Annotated in this window: 10 protein-coding genes and 2 pseudogenes; 9 read left to right on the top strand and 3 right to left on the bottom strand. The window is 63.9% G+C overall.

Going from position 1 to position 20,230, the window contains the following annotated elements:
* Positions 1-270 precede the first annotated feature (270 nt).
* From ACQR03_RS13325 to ACQR03_RS13285, 9 genes and pseudogenes are all read left to right on the top strand, one after another.
* Positions 271-3,177, top strand: coding sequence for a helix-turn-helix transcriptional regulator (locus ACQR03_RS13325; protein WP_434841463.1), 2,907 nt, complete (start codon positions 271-273; stop codon positions 3,175-3,177).
* A gap of 259 nt (positions 3,178-3,436) precedes the next feature.
* Entirely contained in the window at positions 3,437-4,150 is a 714-nt protein-coding gene (locus ACQR03_RS13320; RefSeq protein ID WP_434841462.1) for a GntR family transcriptional regulator, read from the top strand.
* A gap of 175 nt (positions 4,151-4,325) precedes the next feature.
* A complete protein-coding gene (locus ACQR03_RS13315; RefSeq protein ID WP_434841461.1) occupies positions 4,326-6,167 on the top strand; it encodes an ATP-binding protein in 1,842 nt (613 codons plus the stop codon).
* 18 nt (positions 6,168-6,185) lie between these two features.
* Positions 6,186-7,544 carry a sigma-54-dependent transcriptional regulator gene (locus ACQR03_RS13310; RefSeq protein ID WP_434841460.1) on the top strand — a complete coding sequence of 453 codons (1,359 nt, stop codon included), beginning with the start codon at positions 6,186-6,188 and terminating at the stop codon, positions 7,542-7,544.
* 283 nt (positions 7,545-7,827) lie between these two features.
* A complete protein-coding gene (locus ACQR03_RS13305) occupies positions 7,828-9,105 on the top strand; it encodes an MFS transporter (RefSeq protein WP_316191540.1) in 1,278 nt (425 codons plus the stop codon).
* A 12-nt stretch (positions 9,106-9,117) separates the two neighbouring features.
* Positions 9,118-9,897 carry a GntR family transcriptional regulator gene (locus tag ACQR03_RS13300; protein ID WP_316191476.1) on the top strand — a complete coding sequence of 260 codons (780 nt, stop codon included), beginning with the start codon at positions 9,118-9,120 and terminating at the stop codon, positions 9,895-9,897.
* Between the two features lie 301 nt (positions 9,898-10,198).
* Positions 10,199-10,390, top strand: a pseudogene (locus ACQR03_RS13295) (conjugal transfer protein TraA); the annotation flags it as partial.
* Between the two features lie 66 nt (positions 10,391-10,456).
* Positions 10,457-10,555: pseudogene (locus ACQR03_RS13290) on the top strand (conjugal transfer protein TraD); the annotation flags it as partial.
* 82 nt (positions 10,556-10,637) lie between these two features.
* Entirely contained in the window at positions 10,638-10,949 is a 312-nt protein-coding gene (locus ACQR03_RS13285; RefSeq protein WP_316191548.1) for a hypothetical protein, read from the top strand.
* Between the two features lie 789 nt (positions 10,950-11,738).
* Here the strand turns inward: ACQR03_RS13285 and ACQR03_RS13280 are convergent.
* From ACQR03_RS13280 to ACQR03_RS13270, 3 genes are read right to left on the bottom strand one after another with little or no spacing between them, the layout of a single operon-like run.
* A complete protein-coding gene (locus tag ACQR03_RS13280; protein ID WP_316173593.1) occupies positions 11,739-13,298 on the bottom strand; it encodes a sensor domain-containing diguanylate cyclase in 1,560 nt (519 codons plus the stop codon).
* Positions 13,295-18,589, bottom strand: coding sequence for a filamentous hemagglutinin N-terminal domain-containing protein (locus tag ACQR03_RS13275; RefSeq protein WP_434841459.1), 5,295 nt, complete (start codon positions 18,587-18,589; stop codon positions 13,295-13,297). The genes ACQR03_RS13280 and ACQR03_RS13275 overlap by 4 nt, the downstream gene beginning before the upstream one ends.
* Positions 18,589-20,136 carry a ShlB/FhaC/HecB family hemolysin secretion/activation protein gene (locus ACQR03_RS13270; RefSeq protein ID WP_316166307.1) on the bottom strand — a complete coding sequence of 516 codons (1,548 nt, stop codon included), beginning with the start codon at positions 20,134-20,136 and terminating at the stop codon, positions 18,589-18,591. The genes ACQR03_RS13275 and ACQR03_RS13270 overlap by 1 nt, the downstream gene beginning before the upstream one ends.
* Positions 20,137-20,230 lie beyond the last annotated feature (94 nt).

The raw sequence follows: 20,230 nt of genomic DNA, 5'->3' as shown, positions 1-20,230 counted from the left end.
TAGGGCAAGCAATCATTGGCTGAACTGGCCATGGAGATCGTGATCGATCTGAGTCCTTCGGGTCTCGCCGGTCGCGATTGCGCGACAGTCTTCGCGAGATGAGTCCCATATGCGCAGCGCAACATTGATTTGACGCTTGGTATTATCGTGCCGAGCTGATATTTTCTCAAAGCAATCTTAAGTTGTCGGAGACGGTTGAATCGCACGGGCGGCAGTGCGTCGTGCCGCAGCCATGAAAGAGTATCGTGTAGGTTGGCCATTGGTTAGCGCATGAAGGATAGCGGTGTTCCGCTTATAGGAAGGGACCAGGAGTCGAACCGGCTTCGCGAGCTTCTCCCGAGCACGAATGGACGCGCTGTCGGCGCGGTCCTGATAGGAGAGGCTGGTATCGGCAAGAGCCGTCTGGTCGAGGCACTGGCCCTAACTGCGAAGCAGCGCGGTTTCTGTGTCGCGAGGGGGGCCGCCTACGAGATGGCCGAACCTCTGCCCTATGGATTGTTCGCCGACACGTTCTCCCAATGGGCTCGCGAGCAGCCGACACTCCTCAACCATGCTCGCAATGATATGATTCGGCCGCTGTCTCGCCTGGTGCCGGCGTTCGCGGCCGCTGCGGATCTTCCTGCTCTCAAAGGACTCTCCGGACCGGACGAGCGGTTTCGGCTGTTCGAATCCGCCGTTCATCTGCTTCATGCGGTTGCAGTCGAATCTCCACTGTTGCTCGTGCTGGAGGACTTGCACTGGGCCGATCGCGAATCCTGGTCGATGTTGCTGCATTGCTTACGCTCGACGCGATCTCTCCCCTTGCTAACCGTCATGACCCTCCGTCCCGACGAGACCGGTGGCGAGCCGCTGGAACTCAGTGCGATGGCGCGTGAGAGCGAACTTCACCGGATCGCGGTTCGGCCGCTCGAGCCTGCGGACACGATGCGCATGCTTGAGTCGTTGGCTGGCGAGCGGCTTCCCGCATCGCTTGCGACGGCAATTCATCGTGAGACTGGCGGCAATCCGTTCTATGTGCGCGAGCTCTTCAACCACCTCGTCGAGGAGGGAAGATTTCCGGGGCGCCAGGGCCAATGGCCCGCCGATCTCGTGACCAACGGTGTCGGCATCCCGGCCGGATTGCGTCCGCTGCTGTCGCGACGGTTCGCGCGGCTCTCGGGGCCGACCCTGGGGATGCTACGGATCGCTGCGATATTTCCGGAAGGCTTCGATCTCGGCCGATTGCAGCTTCTGATATCGGATTCCGAAGAGACGATCCTCGACCATATCGACGAGGCGATGAGGGCCGGAGTCCTCGTCGTGCGAGGTGATGGCTACGTCTTTGCGCATGCGTTGCTGCGGCGTGCCATGTACGACGAACTGAACCCCGACCGGCGAGCGATCTTGCATCGGCGCGCGGCGACGCGTCTCGCCGAGCTCGATGCCGATCCCGGAGAGATTGCACATCAGTATCACGCTTCGCAGCGCATCGCGGGTGCCGAGATCGGCGGGGTCTTCGCGCTGAAGGCAGCCGAGCGCGCGCGAGCGAACTATATCAGCGAGCACGAAGCTGCATTCCTTCGGATCGCTTGCGATCTCGCAGGCGATGCTGTCTCGGACGAGATGCTTCGTGATCTCGCGCTTGCCCAGGCTGCATCCCTCGACGTCGAAGCCGCTGACGCGACGTCTCGCCTTCTGTTCGGCCGATGCTGGGAGCGGCAGCCCTCATGGATCATGAGTTTCTTGGTGACGATTGCCCGCAGGCTGCGCGACGCCGGCGCTCCCACCGAGATGTGGCAGCCTCTGGTGGAACGCGGACTGGAGGCCTGCGGTGCTCGCCGAGATTTGCACTGGGCCCGATTGGAGGTGCTCCGACAGCACTGGCGATGCCGATGGAATGACGGGACGTTTGAGACGATCTACCATGCGCCGGATCCGGTTGCGCTCGATCTCGTCCGTCAGCTTGGAGACGAAGAGGACCGCGCCTCGGCGCTCGACCTGTATGCTCCGCGATCCATCGAACAGACAGAGCAGGTGCAACGTTGGGCCGCCGAATGGCAGAGTCCGGCGGCCATCATCCGGGCTCGAGAGGTCGTCACCCATGATTGGATCTATCGGCATGGACAACTCGCCATGGGGGTCGAAACTGCGCACGACCTGTTGCGGGATGCCAAGTGTTTCGGGTCGCTTCCTGGCCGGATCGAGGCTTTAACCTCTCTCGCGATTGCCGAGGCGAGCCTGGCCCATTTGACAAGCTCCGACGCGGCGCTGCGCGACGCGCGTGCGCTGGCTGTCCGACTGGGACCATGGCACCGGTTGCATCTCGCCCTGGAGCTTTCCGCGGTCGCATGGCGGGCCTATTTGTATGGTGGCGACTGGACGGCAATCGGCAGAATCGCTTCGCGTGCGCTGCAGATCGTCAAGGATCATCCGGTGCGCCTTGGACAGATCGTGCTCGGCTTCGCCGCTCTGACTGAAGCGTTCTTGCCTGGCGAAAACGAATATGACGTTCGCATCGAGGCGCTGCTCCGATCCTTGGAGAACACAAATTGCGACAGACAGCTGTCGGATGATGCACTGGGGCTCGGGGTCTGCGCCGCCTGGCAGCGTGAGGACGTCAAGCGCGCGCGCCGGTTCGAAGCGTTGGTCCGCGCTCCAAAACACGGAAGCACGATCGGTGCAGCCGGTGAATGCCGTGAATTCATCCTCGGACGCCTGGCGGCCCTTCAGGGTCACACGGTTGCGGCATGCACACACTTCGCAAAGGCCCGCGGCGACCTTGAGCGGGCAGGCCAGGTCTGCCTCCGAGCGCTCGTCGATCTTGACGAGGCGATCGTGACGGGAACCTCAGGCGACAAGCCGTCCTCGCACGCGCTGCTGCAGCGGGGACGCGAGCAGTTCGTAGCACTCGGCATGCGAAGCTGGCAGGAGCGTGTCGATCGAGCACGGATAGAGGGAGTCGAAGTCGAGCCCCGCAACTTATACGCGCGAGGCCCTGATGATCTTTCGCCACGAGAAATGGAGATCCTCAGCAAGCTCGCCGCCGGCAGCCGCTCCAAGGCCATTGCCGCGGAACTACGCCTCAGTGTGCCGACCGTCAACAGACACATTGCGAACATATATATGAAGATCGGCGTGAGCTCGCGCGCCGCTGCAACCGCTTACGCGATGAGACACCGTCTCAGCATGCTCCAGTGAACCAGTACACATTGATTGCATAGTTTTTATGATGGTGACGGCTGCAATGAGTGCGTAAGCTTACGGTGTGTAAAAAAATGACAGTCATGGGCGGACAACGAGTAGCAGGGCAAGGGTTCGACGTCGGGCGTCGCCGAACCCGTTCATGCGTGCTCGTCGGCGCGGTCGGAGCATTCCGGGAACAAGGCATACGCCTCTCCGGTGCTACGTCTGCGGCCGGCAAGTTGCGTCCGCCTAGGGTGGTTCAAGGGGACGTGGCATGCGTGATACAGACGGGGATATCAGCAAGGTAGACACCGCTTACACTAAGCTCAAGGACCTCGTCATCCACTATGATCTGGTCCCTGACAGCAAGGTCCGGGTGCTTCCGGGAGAGCATCTGCACATTGACGATCTGGCGGATCGCGTCAATGCGAGCGCAACGCCTGTGCGCCAAGCGCTGGAGCGCCTGCAAGGCGAGGGACTGATCGACAGCATCGCGAAGCGAGGCTTCTTTTCCAAGGTCCCGAACGCGTCAGAGCTGCAGGACCTGTATGAGTTTGCCCGGCTGGTTCTTGAGCACAATATCACGACGCCACTCGATCCGTCCTCGGTCGCGCGTCTCGGCCGGGGTTTGATGAAAGTGGAAGCCGTTGCAGTGGGTCACTCGGCAACGAAGTGTGTCAAACATCATGCGATGACCATCGAAGGCGTCTTCGAGCAGATCACGCAGCTGTCGCGAAACGCGCAGATGCTGAGAATGATGCGGAACTTCAATGATCGCAGCCGATATGTCCGATGCCTCTCGATCCTGCAAAGCCCGGATCAAGGCGCCCAGGTACGAGAATGTCTCGAGTTGATCGAATTGCTCCGTGATCAGGATCCGAAAGGTGCGTGTGCCAAATTGGAAACGCACATGTGTCGGATGATCGTCGATCTGCCGGAGCTCATCAGGGACGCCAGGTCACGCTGGACGATGGCTGCGGCCGTATAGATCTCATTCGACCGTAAAACGCCGCGGGGTACATCGACCTTCGACTCATAAGAGGGTCCAAGACTCCGGTTGCGGGTGAAGCTCTGGATCCGGCATGCGCGGGGAGAATTCGCGGGGTGACCGAAGCGTAGGTCAGGTCCATCATTCGAGCCCTGGCGTGAGCGGGAGTGTATCAATGTCGGCGTGGTTTTCGAGCCGACTGGAACTGCCGCGTGAGCTCTCAAGGGCTTGGCCGGCTATCGCGGCCATTGCCATCCTGGCAATCGTGGGAGTCGCGCTGCTGTCCTACCGATTGGCCCTGAGCGCTGGCCTCGCGCAGATGAGCCGCGATTCCGATGATAGGCTGACGTTGATCGGCAGCACGTTCGATGCAACCGTTGCCCGCTTCCGATATCTGCCCACGGTTCTTTCACTCGCCGACCCGGTGCGCCGGCTGTTCCGGACACCGGGCGACGAGGCAGTCGTCGAAGCAGCCAACCGCTATCTCAAGTCGCTAAATCAGGCCGCGGGATCGGCCGAGCTCTACGTGCTGGACACGGCAGGGGTGGCGCTGGCAGCAAGCAATTATGATGGAGCAAAGAGCTTCGTCGGGCATGCGTACGACTTTCGCCCCTATTTCCAGAGCGCAATCCGTGACGGGGAAGGGCAGCTCTATGCCGTCGGGGTGACGACCGGCCTGCCTGGTTACTTCTTGTCGCAACGGATCACGGAAGGCGAGCTTACGATCGGGGTCGCCGTCGTGAAGATCGATTTGACGCCGCTGGAAGCCGATTGGGTCAGGGCCGGTGATCTGGTGGCCATGGAAGATGAAGGAGGCGTGGTGATCCTGGCCAGCCGCGCGCGGTGGAAATATCACCCGCTGCGAACGCTGCCCTCGAGCGCGGTCGCGCGTCTCAACAAGTCCCGGCAGTTCGGCGACACGATCGAAAATGCCCCGATCCTGCATTCCTCGGCGGCATCAGGCAACGTATCGGTCGGACTGGGCGACGACAATGACATCCACGAATATGCGCTGCGTGCGCGGCATCTGCCGGCGCATGGGTGGCAGCTCCTGATCTTCTCGGATATCGGAGACGCGCGACGGCATGCAATGATGGTCGCCGCCACAGCCGGTTTTGCCGTTCTCACAATACAGCTGCTTGGACTTGTAGCCTATCAATGGCGGCAATCGATGAAAGCCAAGGGCGAAGCGAACGAGCTGCTGGAACGAAGTGTTGCGGAGCGCACGATGGAGCTTCGCGAAGCCAATCGTCAGCTGACGAGCGAAGTCCTGGAACGGACGCGCACCGAACAGGAGTTGCGACAAACCCACGAGAGCCTGGTGCAGAGTGCGAAGCTTGCCAGTCTTGGACAGGCGCTGGCGGGGGTGGCGCATGAAATCAACCAGCCACTCGCGGCACTCACCACTTACATCGCAAGCAGCCGAGTCTTGTTGCAACGCAACGAGATCGAACGAACGGCCTTGAACCTCGACTTGATGTCATCCATAGCCGAGCGAATGATGGCATTGATCGGTCACTTGCGCATGTTCGCGCGCAAGGAGACCGGGGCAACCAGCAGAGTCGATGTCGGTGTGACACTTGGCAATGCGATGCGGCTTCTGCAGTACCGGATCAGAAATGAAGGTATCGAGGTTGTCCTGGACTTGCCCGCGGAGCCGGCTCACGTCGAAGCGAACCCGATCCGTCTGGAGCAGGTCTTCGTCAACCTGCTCTCGAACGCGGTCCAGTCGATGCGTGATCGCCCGCGCCGAGTTCTCACGGTTTCCATCCGTCGTGCGGGGAGCACCGTTACGACCGAGGTCGCAGACACCGGGAGCGGAATCTCGGCGGATCACATGAAGTCGCTGTTCGATCCGTTCTTCACCACCAAGGAAATCGGTGAAGGACTCGGCCTCGGTCTTTCAATCAGCTATGGAATCGTGAGGGAGCTCGGAGGCACGATTTCGGTTGAGAGTGAACTGCAAATCGGAAGCCGGTTTCGGGTGACCCTGCCGGCGCCGCCCGCGCCGACCTAGACCTATCGGGGTATGTGGATGAGCAAATCGATTCTTGTCGTCGACGACGAGGAGATCGTTCGCAGCTCGATCAGACAATGGCTGGAGCTGGGCGGCTTCGACGTGCGCACCGCCCGAAATGCGGACGAGGCGCTGTCGATGCTTCAGGCTCAGCTGCCTGACGTGGTACTGACCGACTTCCGGATGCCGCATCGATCCGGCATCGAACTGATGCGCGAGGTGCAGCGCATCGATCCCGACATTCCGGTCATACTGCTGACTGCTCACGGCGACGTTGCACTCGCGGTTGCGGCCATGCGCGAGGGCGTCTACGACTTTTTGCAGAAACCTGCCAACCCGGATCATATGTCTGCCGTGCTGGCGCGGGCGGCAGAACAGTCAGGATTGAAGCGTCAACTCAGGCAACTCACGAGCCGGCTCGGCGCCGAAGGTGAGCTGGAGCGACGTCTCCTCGGGACATCGCCAGCGATGGCCACGCTGCGAAAGTCCGTTGGCGAGCTCGCCGAGCACGACAGGGATGTGATCCTCTTCGGCGAGAGCGGCACGGGAAAGGAGGTCGTCGCTCGCGCACTGCACGACCTTGGTCCGCGGGCACGAGCTCCTTTCGTTGCGGTGAATTGCGCGGCCGTCCCCGCCGAGCTGTTCGAGAGCGAACTGCTGGGTCACGAGGCGGGGGCGTTCACCGGCGCACGCGGGGCTCGCATCGGGAAGTTCGAACATGCCAGCGGCGGAACCCTCCTGCTCGATGAAATTGAAAGCATGCCACACGCGTTTCAGGTCAAGATCCTGCGCGTTCTGCAGGAGCGCGTGGTCGAGCGGGTGGGATCGAACCGGCTGATCCCGATCGACGTCCGTGTGATCGCCGCCGCGAAGGCCGATCTCGCGGCGGACAGCCGCAGCGGCCGCTTTCGTGCCGATCTCTACTTCCGCTTGGCCGCGGCGGAGATCCGTCTGCCGCCGCTGCGCGAACGGGGCAACGACGTGCTGCTGCTATTCCAGCATTTCGCCGCGGAAGCCGCCCGGCGCAGCGGCCGTGACTTGACCCCACTCGGGGCCGAGGATTTCGATGCGCTGCTGACCCATGACTGGCCTGGCAACGTTCGGGAATTGAAGAACGTGGCTGAACGCTACGCGCTCGGCCTGGCCGCAACGGGTCGTCGCGTCGCGGAAATTCTGCGGCGGGCCGAGGGAGCGGGCGCAAGGCGCTCGCTCTCCGAGCGTGTCGCAGCTTATGAGCGCATGCTGATCGAGGCGTCTTTGCTGGAGCACAACTGGTCGGTTGTGGCGGTTATGGAAAGTCTCGGCGTGCCACGGCGGACGCTCAACGAAAAAATGGCAAGGTACGGCTTGCTGCGACCCAGCCGAACCTCCTGCTAGGCACGAGGCGGATTCCCGCTCACACGCCGACGCGGATCGGCGGAATTCCGCTGAGCGCCGCGAGCCCGTTTCACGCGGGGCGCAATGCAACCATCTGAAATGGCTTTGTTTGCCGGCGCGGTCGGCGGCCGCGGCCGGCTGGCACGCGGGTTGCTCAGGCATGAGCACGATTGGCCTTAGAGCCTAAGAAAACGTGCACTCGGAGGACGCCATGAATTTTGAGCGAGCTATCAACCCCACCCTCGTTGCGGCCGCCGATGAAGCACGCCGTGACGGCCTTGGGATGGGTAGCCGCTTGCGCGCGATCTTCGTCGGCTCGATCGGAAATCTGGTGGAATGGTATGACTTCTACGCCTATGCTGCGTTTGCGTTGTATTTCGCCAAATCGTTCTTTCCTGAGGGCGACGAGGTCGTGCAGCAGTTGAACGCCGCGCTGCTGTTTGCCGCCGGCTTTCTCGTCCGCCCACTCGGAGGCTGGCTATTCGGCCATTTTGCCGATCATCATGGCCGCCGCAATGCCTTGACCTTGTCGGTCTTGATGATGTGCTTCGGCTCTCTGATCATCGCCGTGACGCCCACCTATGCGTCGATCGGCTTTGCGGCGCCGGTCCTGCTTGGTTTCGCGCGAATCGTGCAGGGAATCAGCCTTGGCGGTGAATATGGCGCCAGCGCAACTTACCTGAGCGAGGTCGCGGACGAAAAGAACCGCGGATTCTATTCCAGCTTCCAATATGTGACGTTGATTGGCGGCCAGCTCTGCGCGATCGTCGTTCTCCTGGTCTTGCAGAAGGTGGTCCTGACGGAGGAGCAGCTTCGGGGATGGGGCTGGCGTATTCCGTTCGTGATCGGCGCGCTGCTGGCCGTCGTGGCCGCCGTCATGCGTCGCAATCTGCACGAAACGGATGTATTCACCCGCGCGAAGGCGGCAAGACAGGGGAGTTCGCTGCGTGCGCTGGGTCAGTTCCGACGTGAAGTCCTGCTTGTTGTTGGACTAACCATGGGCGGGACTGCGGCCTTCTACACCTATACCACCTACATGCAGAAATACCTGAAGCTCTCCGTCAAGCTGACCGATGATCAAACGACCATGGTCACCGCCTGTAGCCTTATCTTCGCGATGGCGCTGCAGCCGCTCTATGGCGCCCTTTCCGATCGCATCGGACGCAAATGGCTGTTGATCGGGTTCGGACTGGGCGGAACTCTGTTCACGATTCCGCTTCTGAACACGCTGCAGGGAGTCCACGATCCGTTTACCGCATTCCTCCTGATCGCGGCGGCGTGGTTGATCGTATCCGGCTATACCTCGATCAATGCGGTGGTCAAGGCCGAACTGTTCCCAACTGCAATTCGAGCAACGGGCGTAGCGCTGCCATATGCATTGACCGTTTCGATCTTCGGCGGCACGGCAGAGTCGATCGCGCTTTGGTTCAAGTCGATCGGTCACGAAAGCTGGTTCTATTTCTACCTCACCGGCTGCATTGCGACCTCTCTTGTCGTCTATCTCGCCATGCGCGACACCCGGCGGCACTCGGCGATCGATCGCGAGCAGAAAGCGAGATGAGCGGCGCGTCGCATGAGCGCGCGACGCGCCGCGCAGCCTTCGGCTCAAGCCCGCCGGATCAGCAATCCTCGCGCAGCAGGTATCGATATGGACAGCGAATTCAATCGAGTCGATGTTGCCTACGCCCGAATCAAGGAATTGGTCACACATTACGAGTTGACGTCGGAGTCGAAGATCATTTTGCCAGGCGAGCACCTGCGCATCGACGAGCTTGCTGACTATGTCAGGGCGAGCGCGACACCGGTGAGACAAGCTCTCGAGCGTCTTCATGGCGAGGGGCTGATTGATATCGTTCCGAAGCGAGGCTTCTTCTCGAGGGTCCCGGACGCAGCGGAGCTGCAGGACCTCTATGAGTTTGCTCGGCTGGTACTCGCGTATAATCTCAGGAAGGCTTTGGAGTCGTCGTCGGCCGTACGCTTTGGCCGAAGCGCGATGAGAGTGGCGGCGCTTCCGCCCGCGAATTCGGCAAGGAATCGCGCCAAGCATTATGCTGCCGCCATCGAGGGTGTGTTCGAGCAGATCGCGCAGATATCGAGGAACGAGGAGATGCTGCGAATGATAAAGAACTTCAACGATCGCAGCCGGTATATTCGATGCCTCGTCATCTCCCAAGACGCCGATCCAGACTCCGAGCTCCGTGACTGTCTTGATATCGCGGACGGCGTCCGCAGCCAGAACGCCGCGCGCGCGTGCGCGCGCCTGGAAGCCCACATGCACCGAATGATCGCAAATTTGCCAGAATTGATACGGGAGGCCAGATCGCGCTGGGCCATTGCCGCTGCTGCAGGCTGAACCATCCCACCTGGTGGTCTCGCACTCACGGCGCCCGCGAAGTTCGACGGTCGATCGTTGCCATCGATCGAGCTGGTGGGTCGTTTGCGTTCGTGTGGACTGGCAAACTGGTCTTTAGCTGCAGTCTCGTGCCGACCTAACTCGACGTTTGCGGACGTGTGCAGCCGACCGCAAGGAGCCGCTCCTGATAGTTGCGCTCGAACCGTTCACGGTCGACGAGCAGCGGCAGCGGTTTGAGGGCTACCTCAGCGTCCGGGCATCCAGGCCCTGGAGCGCTATGAGGAAGTGGAGCTAAGCCGGTATTGATGAACTCCAAAAGATCCGCCGGGTATTCGAGGAGGTGCGGCCTTATGGCTCGCTCGATGCCGAAGCCGCCTACAAGAACGCTGAGCTTGCCCGCGAGGCGGCTGGCAGCCCGGTCAACCGCGCCAGCCGCGCGCTCCAGCTCGAGACCGAACTGCGCATCGATTCGGGCCGCCGCGCCGACCGCTTCGCTGCGGCGCTCGGGCGCAACCGGGCGGCGCGCAACCGTCAACAGGCAGCAAGGGTGCGGCATGATATGCGGCAGGTCGAGCGCCGCAAGCGCACGCGGCATCTCATTGAACTCGGCGGCCTCGTCGTCAAGGCTCGTGTCGTGGACTTGACCGGCGATGATCGCGGACCGATCGCCGCTCGGGATCATCGCGGCCGTGCCGGTCATGGATGGTCAGAACAGGGTCGAGAGCGCGCGCATCCTGACGATGAACGCAAAGGCGCGCGAGATCCTGCGGCAGGATCCATCACGTTTTCAGATTCACACCATCGGCGAACTGATCCGACATACCAGCAATCCGCTGGGCTGGACGGTCGTCAAGACCGTGCAGGATGGCCAGGCAACGCGGATCGACTATCACAGCCCGGACGGTGAGCTGTTCTCGATGGTGATCGAATATGTCAACCAGATCGTCCTGATCTCCCTGGCGGAGCTGAACCGGTCGGAACAGCCGGAGATTGAACAGCAGCCGGAGATGAGGACAGCAACCCGCTTCGCACGGATGATCGGGCTGAGCTGAGATCGGCAAGTCGTCTGCGCGCCGGCTCGCGCAGACGATGCTCAGGAGCCGTCCGCCGATCTCGGGATGGTCCAGGCGCTCCAGGGCCGCCCCAACGCCGTTGGGACGGTGTTTCTAGAATCTGTCCTGGCCACCGTAACTTGGTGCCGTTCAATGTTGACGAACGACCCTGTAACGCCATCTTACAAGAACTCCACCCGAACTAATTGCGTCGACTCCTTCGACCGAGAGTCGTTGTGGCAAGCGCGGCGTAGGCTTGCACGGAGCTTTCCGGCGCAAGGGTCCTTCAGTCGAGGCAACCTCAGTCCGCCTTACGACGAAGCTTGCGCTGCAGTTCTCGCTCATGCTCGCATATTCTTCGGCGCCCCCGCCGCGCCTGCTTGGTGCGCTCGGGATCTGAGAGTAGTATCGGGACGGGAACGTTATCCCGGAACGTCCTAATCCATGACGGGCCTAGCTCTTTGAGAACCAGCGCTTTGATCTGAACGATCATCGGTCACTGCTCGTCGTGCAACAACCAAGACGACCTTGCAAGCGACGATCTCGCAAATCGGGTCGTTGAGGTGTTGACCATGCCGACCCGCTGTGTCGGCGTTTCGCCGAGCGTCACCACCATCAAGGGCACCGATGAGCGCAGCATCGCCCACGACCTACGAACCGGCGATCGCGAGGACTTGCGCATCAGCCATTGCTGGCATTCCGTCGCCCGGCGAGCCCGCTGGCCGAGCGCTGCGACGGCGTCCGCCCCGATACGGTAGGGCATCTAAGGCCGACCGCCTGCGTCGTTCGTTAGGGATCACAGCGCCAACCGGCCCGGGAAGCCGCTCTCGCAACGGTCGACGTGGGCGCCGCATCCTTAGTGCGTTCCACGACCACGCGATTTCGGCCCGCCGTCTTGGCTGCGTAAAGCGCCTTGTCTGCGCGGTTGACCAGATCGAGGAGCTTGTCGCGCGGATCGTCGAGAGGCGCGAGCCCGATGCTGACGGTCACGCGTTCGCTGCCCGGAAGCCAAGTCCCGACGTTCGACACCGACCGTCTCACCTGCTCGGCCACGTGTTCGGCCGAGGTCTTGCTCAGGCCGATCAGCGCGACGCAAAACTCTTCACCGCCGTAACGGCCGACCAGATGCGGCGCGCCGCAGAATGTCTGCAACTGGTCGGAGAGCCCGACCAGCACCTTGTCGCCGAAGGCATGGCCGAACCGATCGTTGATCCGCTTGAAGTGGTCGGCGTCGACCATCATGAAGACAAACGGACGCCGAGTGCGGATTGCTTCGGTCAGCAGTGCTTCCGCCTGTTCGAAAAAGGTGCGACGGTTGAGACAGCCGGTCAGGGGGTCGCGCGAGGCAAGATATTGCAACTCGAGATTCTGATCGGAGATATGCCGCTGTGCCTTGCGCAGCTCCTCGACCGAGGCGCTCAGCCGCATATTGGTTTCATGCAAGGCCGTCACGTCGGTGAACGTGACGATGGCGCCGCGTGCCGTCCCGCTGCCGTCGAGGATGCGCGTCGCGTTGACGACGAGCCGGTGCATGCCGCCGCCGGCATCGCGAATGCTCAGCTCCGCGCCGAGCACCGGATGCTCATGTTCCAGGGCGACGCGCCACGGCAGATCGCTTGGCGCAACCGGAGCCGCCACCGACGAAAGCCACGGCAATCCGCTGGCCGGAGAGCCGAGCTCAAGTTCGCCACCGGTCAGAACGTTGTGTTTGAAGGCCCGGTTTGCGAGCAGCACGCGCTCGTCGTCGTCAATGATCAGCACGCCCTCAGCGAGGGTATCGAACGCCGCCTCGATCCGCTTCGGAATCGTGCGACTCGGATCGAGCTCGCGCAGCGCGCGGCCAAGCACCAGGTAGAAGCCGGCAAAGCCCGTAACCGCCATGAATCCCACGAACGCGAACAGGGCCGGCCCCAGATCGAGCGGGTTCGCTCCGCTGGTGAGCGGCCTGAAGGCGATCTCGATCCGACCGGCAGGCGTGTCATCATTGAACAGCGGCACCTGGATATGCGTCGCGGTCGACTTGCCGTCGGGCAGCTCGCGCCAGTGGGTCAGGTGGCGATCGGATCCGGCGAGGATATTGCCATGCGCGTCGCGGATGGCAATGGAGAGGATGGCTGGGCTGCGGCTGACCACGACGTCGATCGTGTCCTTGATCGCGGCCGTGTCATTGCGGCTGGCGAGGACGGCGAGTTGCACCGCCAGCGCGGTTGCGGTGACGCCGCGCTGCTCCAGCTCGGCTCTCTCCTCGTTTGGCAGCAAGCCAAGCGAGGCGGCGACGAGAATTAGGCTGACGGTCAAGGATACCAGACCGAGGCTGAGCTGGAGTTTGGGGGACAGCCATCGCTTCATCGCGTGACGTCCGCGAGCGATCGACCGGCTCCCTGGCCGCCCTCGAACATCGCATCAACCTCGGATGTGGCGCGGGTCCTTTCCGTCCTCCGCGGCCGCAGCACCACCATCAAAGGATCGAAGCCGCGCCACAGCGGGACCGAGGCCAGGAACGCGGCGAGCAGCGTCCCGCCGCGCAGCAGCCAAGCGATGAAGCCGACGGTCAGGACCGAGCTTGCGGCCGCAAAGGTGAATTCGGCGGCCCTCAATGACCTCGCGGCGGAGCGGGCCACACGCGAAATTTCCTCGGCAATGGTGGTCGCGAGCGCTTCGCGATTGAGGCGCGACAGCGCAAGATCGACCATGCTTCGGGCTGGCGCAGGCGCGATCGTGGTGGGCGGCGCGGATAAGATCGGTGGCTCGGGGGCAGCTTGGGCGGGTTGGCTCGGCGGCGGCACGGGTGCGACGGCCGGCGGAGCCGCAGCGGCATGCTCGGCTGCGGACTTTGCCGGGCCGGCTGCAGGGCCTTGGCCTGCCGAACCCTGGGATGCGCTCGAGGCAGAGGCCGCACCGCCCAAGCCGCCATGGCCACGTCCAGCACCGCCGCTGGTCCTTCCATTGTTCACTGACTCAGCTGCGGCTCCAAAGCCGTTCAAGACGCCGGAATCGGGCGTGGAGGACGGCGAGGGGGGAATCAGAGCGGGCGTCGATGGGGCCGGAATGAGATCCGTGTTCGCGGACGATGAGCCATTCCCGGCCGTCCCGGGCGCGGCAGCCGCAAACAGGTAACGATTGCCCGGCGCACTCACGCTCCCCGGCGGCACCGACTGGTAGGTCGCGTTCCAGATCGCCGGATTGCCGCTGTCCAATCCGCCGAAACTGTCGGCGCCGGGTGCGGCCGAATAGATCAGCCAGCGGCCGGACGTCGCGCTCACCGCGCCGCTGCCGGCATTGTTGATGAACGCACGAGCTGCCGATAGGACCGGGCTTGCGGCGACCACCGCGCTGCCGCTTGCGATCGTCAGGTCGCCGGCCGAGAGGATCGTCGCGTTGGCGCTGGCGCTGATTCCGCTGATCCCCTGTACCGCACCGATGGTCAAACTCTGTGCGTTGTTGAAGGTGAGCGCGCCGATGCCGCTGGCGGCAAGCGTGCCGACAGTGTTGTTGGCGCCAAGCACGTAGCTCGTTCCGCCCGACAGCCGCAGCGCCGTAGCAGCGATGGCGCCGCCGATCTGGCTCACCGCACCAGTGTCACTGATCACCACCGGCGCCGCACCTGAGGTGATCGTGGCGCCGAGCCGGTCGCCGCCGCGACCGTCGAGGATGAGGGTGCCGGTGCCGTTGTTGGTGATCGCAACCCCGGCTGCAGACGTGTCGATTCCGACAGCCGAGGCGGACGAGGTGCTGCCTACAAGGGTGACCGCGCCCGAGTTGGCCGTAATGGCGTTGCTACCGCTGGCGACGAGGCCGGATGCGGTGCTGCTCGTCCCCCTCAGCTGCAGGTCGCCTGAGGTCGTGAGCGTGCTGCCTTGATCGATCGTCACTCCGGCCCCGCTGGTGCTCGTGCCGGCGAACGTCACGGCGGTTCCGCTCAGATTGTCGATCGTGGTGCTGCCCCGCAAATAGATGCCGTTGCCGCTGGTCGAGCTGCCTGAGATCGACGTGGTGCCGGAGGAGGTCACATTGGCGTTGACCGCGATGCCGCTTCCGCCGCTACTCGTTCCGCTGATCGACACAAGCCCCGAGCCGCTGGTGGCGAGCGTCCCGCGCAGTTGCAGGCCATCAGCGGACACCGAAGTGCCTTGCAGGATCAAAGCGCCGCTCGTCGCGGTCAGCGTGTTGCCTCCGTTGGCGACCATGCCGACATTGCTGTTCGAGGTGCCGGTCAGCGTCACACTTCCCGTTGCGGTGAAGCTGGCGAGCGATGCCAACACGCCATAACCCGTGCTCGACGTTCCAGCCAGCGACATGGTGCCAGATGTAGTTACAGCAGAGAAATTCCGGAACTGGAGTCCGTAGCCGGACGGATTGAATCCCGAAATGGCCAGCGTGCCAGCGCCGGAATTGCTGATGGCGTCGGTGCCGGCAAAGAGCACGCCGGCGCTCCCGCTGTTCGTCGGCCCCGTGTCGTTGGAGGTTCCAGTGATGGTCAGCGATCCGCTGCCCGAGTTACTGACCGTCGCACCGGAGAAGTAAGTGCCGACCGTCGAGCCCGACCCGCTCGTGGCGGTGGAGATGCCGCTGACGGCGACGTTCCCGCCCGTTACGGCGAGGCTCGAGGCTGATCCAAAGCTGACGCCGTCGCTCGCCGTCGAGATGCCCGCGAACGATACGTTGCCGGACACAGTGTTCGTCCCGGTGAAGTTCACGCCAAAGCCGCTGTTTGACGTGCCCGAGAACGTCGCCGTGCCGGTCCCCTGGTTATCGATGGTCGTGGCGCCCTGGAAGAAGACGCCGCTGCCGGAGGTCGAGCTGCCTGCAAAGCTCGGCGTGCCGTTCAGAATCGTGACGATGTTGCTGCCTTTGAACGACAGGCCTTCACCGCTTCCCGACGACCCGTTCAGTGAGACGGAGCCCAGGGTGGTCAGATTGCTGCCGGTATTGAAGCGGATGCCACGACTGGCGCTGGGTGTGCTGCCGATCAGCTGGAATGTGCCGGTCCCCGCGTTGGTCAGCGCCAAGGTGCCGTTGCCCTGATCCCAGACGCCATTCGAACCCGTCGAGGAGCCGCTCAGCGTGAGATTGCCCGAGTTGCTGGTGATCGCGGAGCCGTTCAGGTACAGGCCGTAGGAGGTGCCGGTGTCGGTGCCGGAGATCGAGATGTTGCCCGACGTCGTCAGGTCGGAATTGATGGCCGCGCCAAATCCCCCTCCCGCGCCCGCAGCCGAACTGCCTGAGATCGAAATAGCTCCCGTCCCGGAATTGGTCAGCGTTGTTGGTGTGGCGGTAAAGAAGACGCCGATGCCGGTGGTACTGGCTCCGCTGACGGTAAGGTTTCCGGCAGTGTCGGTGACGAGGTTCGAGCCTTGGAATTCGACACCGTTGGAGGTGATCGATGTGCCGGTGAGCGTGACCGTGCCCGACGTGGTCAGGCCCACGCCTGAGTTAAATGCGATGCCCTGGGATCCGGATGAGGTCGTGACCGTGCCGTTCAGCGCGAGCGTGCCGCCACCAGAGTTGGTGAAGGTGTTGTTGCCACTGTTGATCCAGAATCCGACGTTGGATGACGTCGTCCCGCTCAGGGTCAGACCGCCGGAATGATCGGTGATGGTGTTGTTGCCCAGCAGATAGACGCCGACACTGCTGTTCGACGTTCCGGTGATGCTGACTGCGCCGGCGGTATCCAGACTCGCACCGGCCTGCAGCACGAATGCCGGCAATGTGGGGCTGCTTCCGCTGATGCTCAACGCGCCGCCGCCGGTGTTGGTGATGGCGTTCGATCCGGCGAATACGACCCCGTTGCCGGAGGCCGAGGTGCCCGTGAGCGTCAGAGCGCCGACGTTGAGGGTGCTATTGGCCAGCCAGACAGCCGCGTTGCTCCCCGCCTGAACTGCGGACCCGGTCAGCGCGCCGCCATTCGTGTCGATGGTTGCGCCGTTGATAACGAGCGAGCCCGAGCTTCCGGACGCAGCCAGATTGACGTTGAGGGCTCCGCCGGTGGCCGTGATGCTGCTGCTGACATTCACGTCGCGGCCGGCCGACACCGAGAATGTCCCGCCGCCGCTGGTGCTGATGCCCGCATTGACGTTGACGTCACGCGCGGCGTTCAACGTCAGCGAGTGGCCGCTGGCCCAGGTCACTGCGTTCGCCACGGTGATGTCGCCGCTCTGTGACCCGCCGCTTCCGGTGTCGACGGTGACATTTGCCGTCGCCAGCGCGCCTTGCAGCGTGGCGACCGACAGCACCGAGCTGTTGCCGGTCGGCGAGTAGGTGTTGCCGCTGCTCGACATGTTGCTATCGGCCGCGGTCGAGATGGTCACGTCATAGGGGTCGAGCAGCAGCGTGCCGGTCTTGCCGCCCGTGGCGGTCAGGTCGACACTGCCGCGGAAGTCCAGCAGGCCGTGGCTCGAGACCTCGGCGCCGCCGCCATTGCCGCCATCAGCGCCGGTCGCAACGACGCTGCCGCGGAAGTCGGTCGTCTGCTCCGACCACAGCACGACCTTGCCGCCATCGCCGGCACTGCCTTTCGCCGAGATGGTCGCGCCCTGCGCGACCGAAGTGGTCTCGGCCGTCGGCACGTCATCGGCGACCAGCTTCGCGGACGGATCCCGGCCGCCGCGCATATCGCCGCCGATCAGCACCTTGCCGCCGCTCCTGCCGTCGGCGCTCACCTTCGCGGTCGCGGTCAGCGCAACCTTCTTCCCGGTCACCACGATGGTGCCGCCGGCATTGCTGCGGCCGCCATTGGCCGCAAGCCGTCCTGATATGGTCACCGCGCCGCTTCCGCCGCCGAGCACGATGCGGCCGGAGCGGCCCGACAGCGAGCGGGCGCTGAGCACGCCGGACACGTTGACCACGTCGCGCACGGCCTGCTGGGCCGCCGCCGCCTTGATCTCGATCGCGCCGCCCGCCGCCTTGATCCTGCCGGCGATGTCGATGATCGCCTTGCCATCGGCGGTGGTGGACTTGGTGGGAAGCGCGACCTGCAGGAAGCCGTCGCCTGTCGGATTGAGCGTGATCGCCTCTCCGGCGCCGAGCCCGACGCGGCCGAGCGGCACGGTGATCGTGCCGCTGTTGGACACGGTCCCGCCGATCAGCCCGACAAATGCACCGCTCGCGCCGGAAATCGCGCCGGCATTGCTGACGGCGGCCGAAGCGCCCTTGCCGGCGAAGATCAGGCGGCCGGCGTTGAAATCGGCATTGCCGATGTCGAGCGTCGAGGCCACGAAGCCGCCGCCAACCTGCACCGACCCAGTTGGCGTGATCGCGATGCCGTTGGGATTGACCAGGAACACCTGCCCGTTTGCGCTGACCTGGCCGGCAATGGTCGAGGTCGTCGTCCCCGTGACCCGGTTGAGGATGGCTGCGCTCGAGTTCGGCTGGACGAAGTTGACGCTGTTTCCGGCACTGACAGAGAAGCTGTTCCAGTCGACGATCGCCCTGGAGGATGTCTGGTTGATCGTGAGGGTATTGCCCGCCGGCGCGCCGATCGTGGCCTGACCTGACACGACGCTGCCGCCCTGCGGCAGACCGGCTTGCGCCAGCGCGCGCGATGATATGGCGAGCAGAGAGGTGCAGCCGAGCAAGAGGGCAGCGCGTCTGCGCCATCCGCTCGCCGCTCGCGCGTTTCGTGCGTGGTCGAACGCGCGCATCAGAAGCTCACCGTGCCCAGGACATTGGCCCGCCAGCCCTGCCGCACGCCGCTGACGTCGGTGAAGCCGCGCGCGATCTCGACTGCAAGGCTCGCATCGGCGGAGCTGCCGGGAATGCTGACGCTGCTGCGGACGCCGGTCCCCACGGCTCCCGCGTTGAGGGCGGCTTGTTCGACGGCCGAGGGACTCGCGATCCAGCCCCGGCCGCCGGCTGCAAACAGATAGGGCGATGCGGCGGCCCCCGTGCCGAACGCATTGAACACGAACGGGTAGGCCAGCTCTCCGCGCAAGGTGAAGCCCTCATCGGCATTCAACGTGCCGGACGCGAAGGCAGACAGCGCGTCGCTTCCGTCGAGCGACAGCTGCTCGGAGCGCAGCATGGCCTTGCCGCCGGTGATCTGGCTGGTGCCGATGACATCGAAGCGGAAGCCGGCGGGCAAAGGTTGCGACAGGCGCGCGGTGGCCGCAAGCTTGACGAAGTCGGGCGTCGCGCCGATCCGCGACAACGGCACGCGCGAGGTGATCGCGTCCTCGGCATTGCGTCCGCCGAGCCCCTTCGAGAGCTGCGCTCCGAGCTGCAGCCCTGCCTGCGACGGCAACGTCGTGGCGTAGTCGATGCCGCCGCGAAGCACGCGGTAATGATCGTGGCTGAGCGCCACCCCGAAATCCGGCGCCGAGATCTGCTGCTCGACATCCTCGACGGCGAGGTTGGCGTAGAGCGACGCCTTTCGCGACAGCCCGATCGGCCCGCGCAGGCGTAGCGCGAACCGGTCGAAGCTGCCGAGCGAAGCGGGGGCGCCGGGCGTCTGCTTCGTGACCGTCCGCGAATGCGTGTATTCCGGATTGACCGTGATGCCGTCCGCTCCGATCGGCACGACGGCCCCGCCGCCGTAGAGCGAGACCGGCGCGTCGCCTGCCGAGGCCGCACGCAAATCCGTGCTGAGTCCGGCCGTGCCGTAGATCTGCTCGCCAGCGCCGAGCGCGCTGTTGAGCGCCAGCGTGCCGCGCAGCTGCCAAGTGCCGAGCGAACGCGACAGGCGATCGTCGGCTCCGGCCGAGCCCGAGATCAGCCGATGCTCGCCCTCGAGCACGAGCCGTACCCCGCCTTCGCGCGTGCCGCGCACCAGGGTGCTGCGCAGCCTCAAGCCGGGAACGTCGCCCGCGATCAGCAGCGCACGCTCGATTTGTTCGGTCGTGAGATGCGGCCGCCCCAGCAGCAAGTTGGTCCGGCCGGCGACCACGTTTCGCACGCGCTCAGGAAGCGTATTGACGTCGATCGCTTCGATGAAGCCGTCGATGACAACAAGGCGAAGTGTCCCGCCGTCGACCAGCTGTTGCGGCGGCACGCTGACCCGCACCAGCGGATAGCCGGCGCGCGAATAGAGGCCTTCGAGGTTGGTCGCGAGCGCATAGATCTGGGCAACGCTGACACGTTGGCCCTTGACGCGAGCGATCAGGGGGTCGGTGAGCGTGCGAAGCTCGGGAAACGCGCCATCGAGCTGCGCCTCGCCGACCACGACGGCCATGGCTGCGTTGCCGGGCGGCACGGCCGTTTCCAGCGGCCCCGGTAGTCGCAACGGCTGCTCGCCCGCCGGGAATTGAGGTCGCAGGCTCGGCGGAGTCACCTGACTGGGAGCTGCG

Source organism: Bradyrhizobium sp. HKCCYLS3070, from assembly GCF_051167575.1.
In the GTDB taxonomy this organism is placed as follows: Bacteria; Pseudomonadota; Alphaproteobacteria; order Rhizobiales; family Xanthobacteraceae; genus Bradyrhizobium.
This window is presented reverse-complemented; position numbering and strand designations above follow the sequence as displayed.

Excerpts from the sequence above, each read along its gene's own strand:
- ACQR03_RS13300 (WP_316191476.1), top strand. The coding sequence starts at position 9,118 with ATGAGCGCGCGACGCGCCGCGCAGCCTTCGGCTCAAGCCCGCCGGATC.
- ACQR03_RS13305 (WP_316191540.1), top strand. The coding sequence starts at position 7,828 with ATGGGTAGCCGCTTGCGCGCGATCTTCGTCGGCTCGATCGGAAATCTG.
- ACQR03_RS13310 (WP_434841460.1), top strand. The coding sequence starts at position 6,186 with ATGAGCAAATCGATTCTTGTCGTCGACGACGAGGAGATCGTTCGCAGC.
- ACQR03_RS13275 (WP_434841459.1), bottom strand. The coding sequence starts at position 18,589 with ATGCGCGCGTTCGACCACGCACGAAACGCGCGAGCGGCGAGCGGATGG.
- ACQR03_RS13280 (WP_316173593.1), bottom strand. The coding sequence starts at position 13,298 with ATGAAGCGATGGCTGTCCCCCAAACTCCAGCTCAGCCTCGGTCTGGTA.
- ACQR03_RS13325 (WP_434841463.1), top strand. The coding sequence starts at position 271 with ATGAAGGATAGCGGTGTTCCGCTTATAGGAAGGGACCAGGAGTCGAAC.
- ACQR03_RS13315 (WP_434841461.1), top strand. The coding sequence starts at position 4,326 with ATGTCGGCGTGGTTTTCGAGCCGACTGGAACTGCCGCGTGAGCTCTCA.
- ACQR03_RS13285 (WP_316191548.1), top strand. The coding sequence starts at position 10,638 with ATGAACGCAAAGGCGCGCGAGATCCTGCGGCAGGATCCATCACGTTTT.
- ACQR03_RS13320 (WP_434841462.1), top strand. The coding sequence starts at position 3,437 with ATGCGTGATACAGACGGGGATATCAGCAAGGTAGACACCGCTTACACT.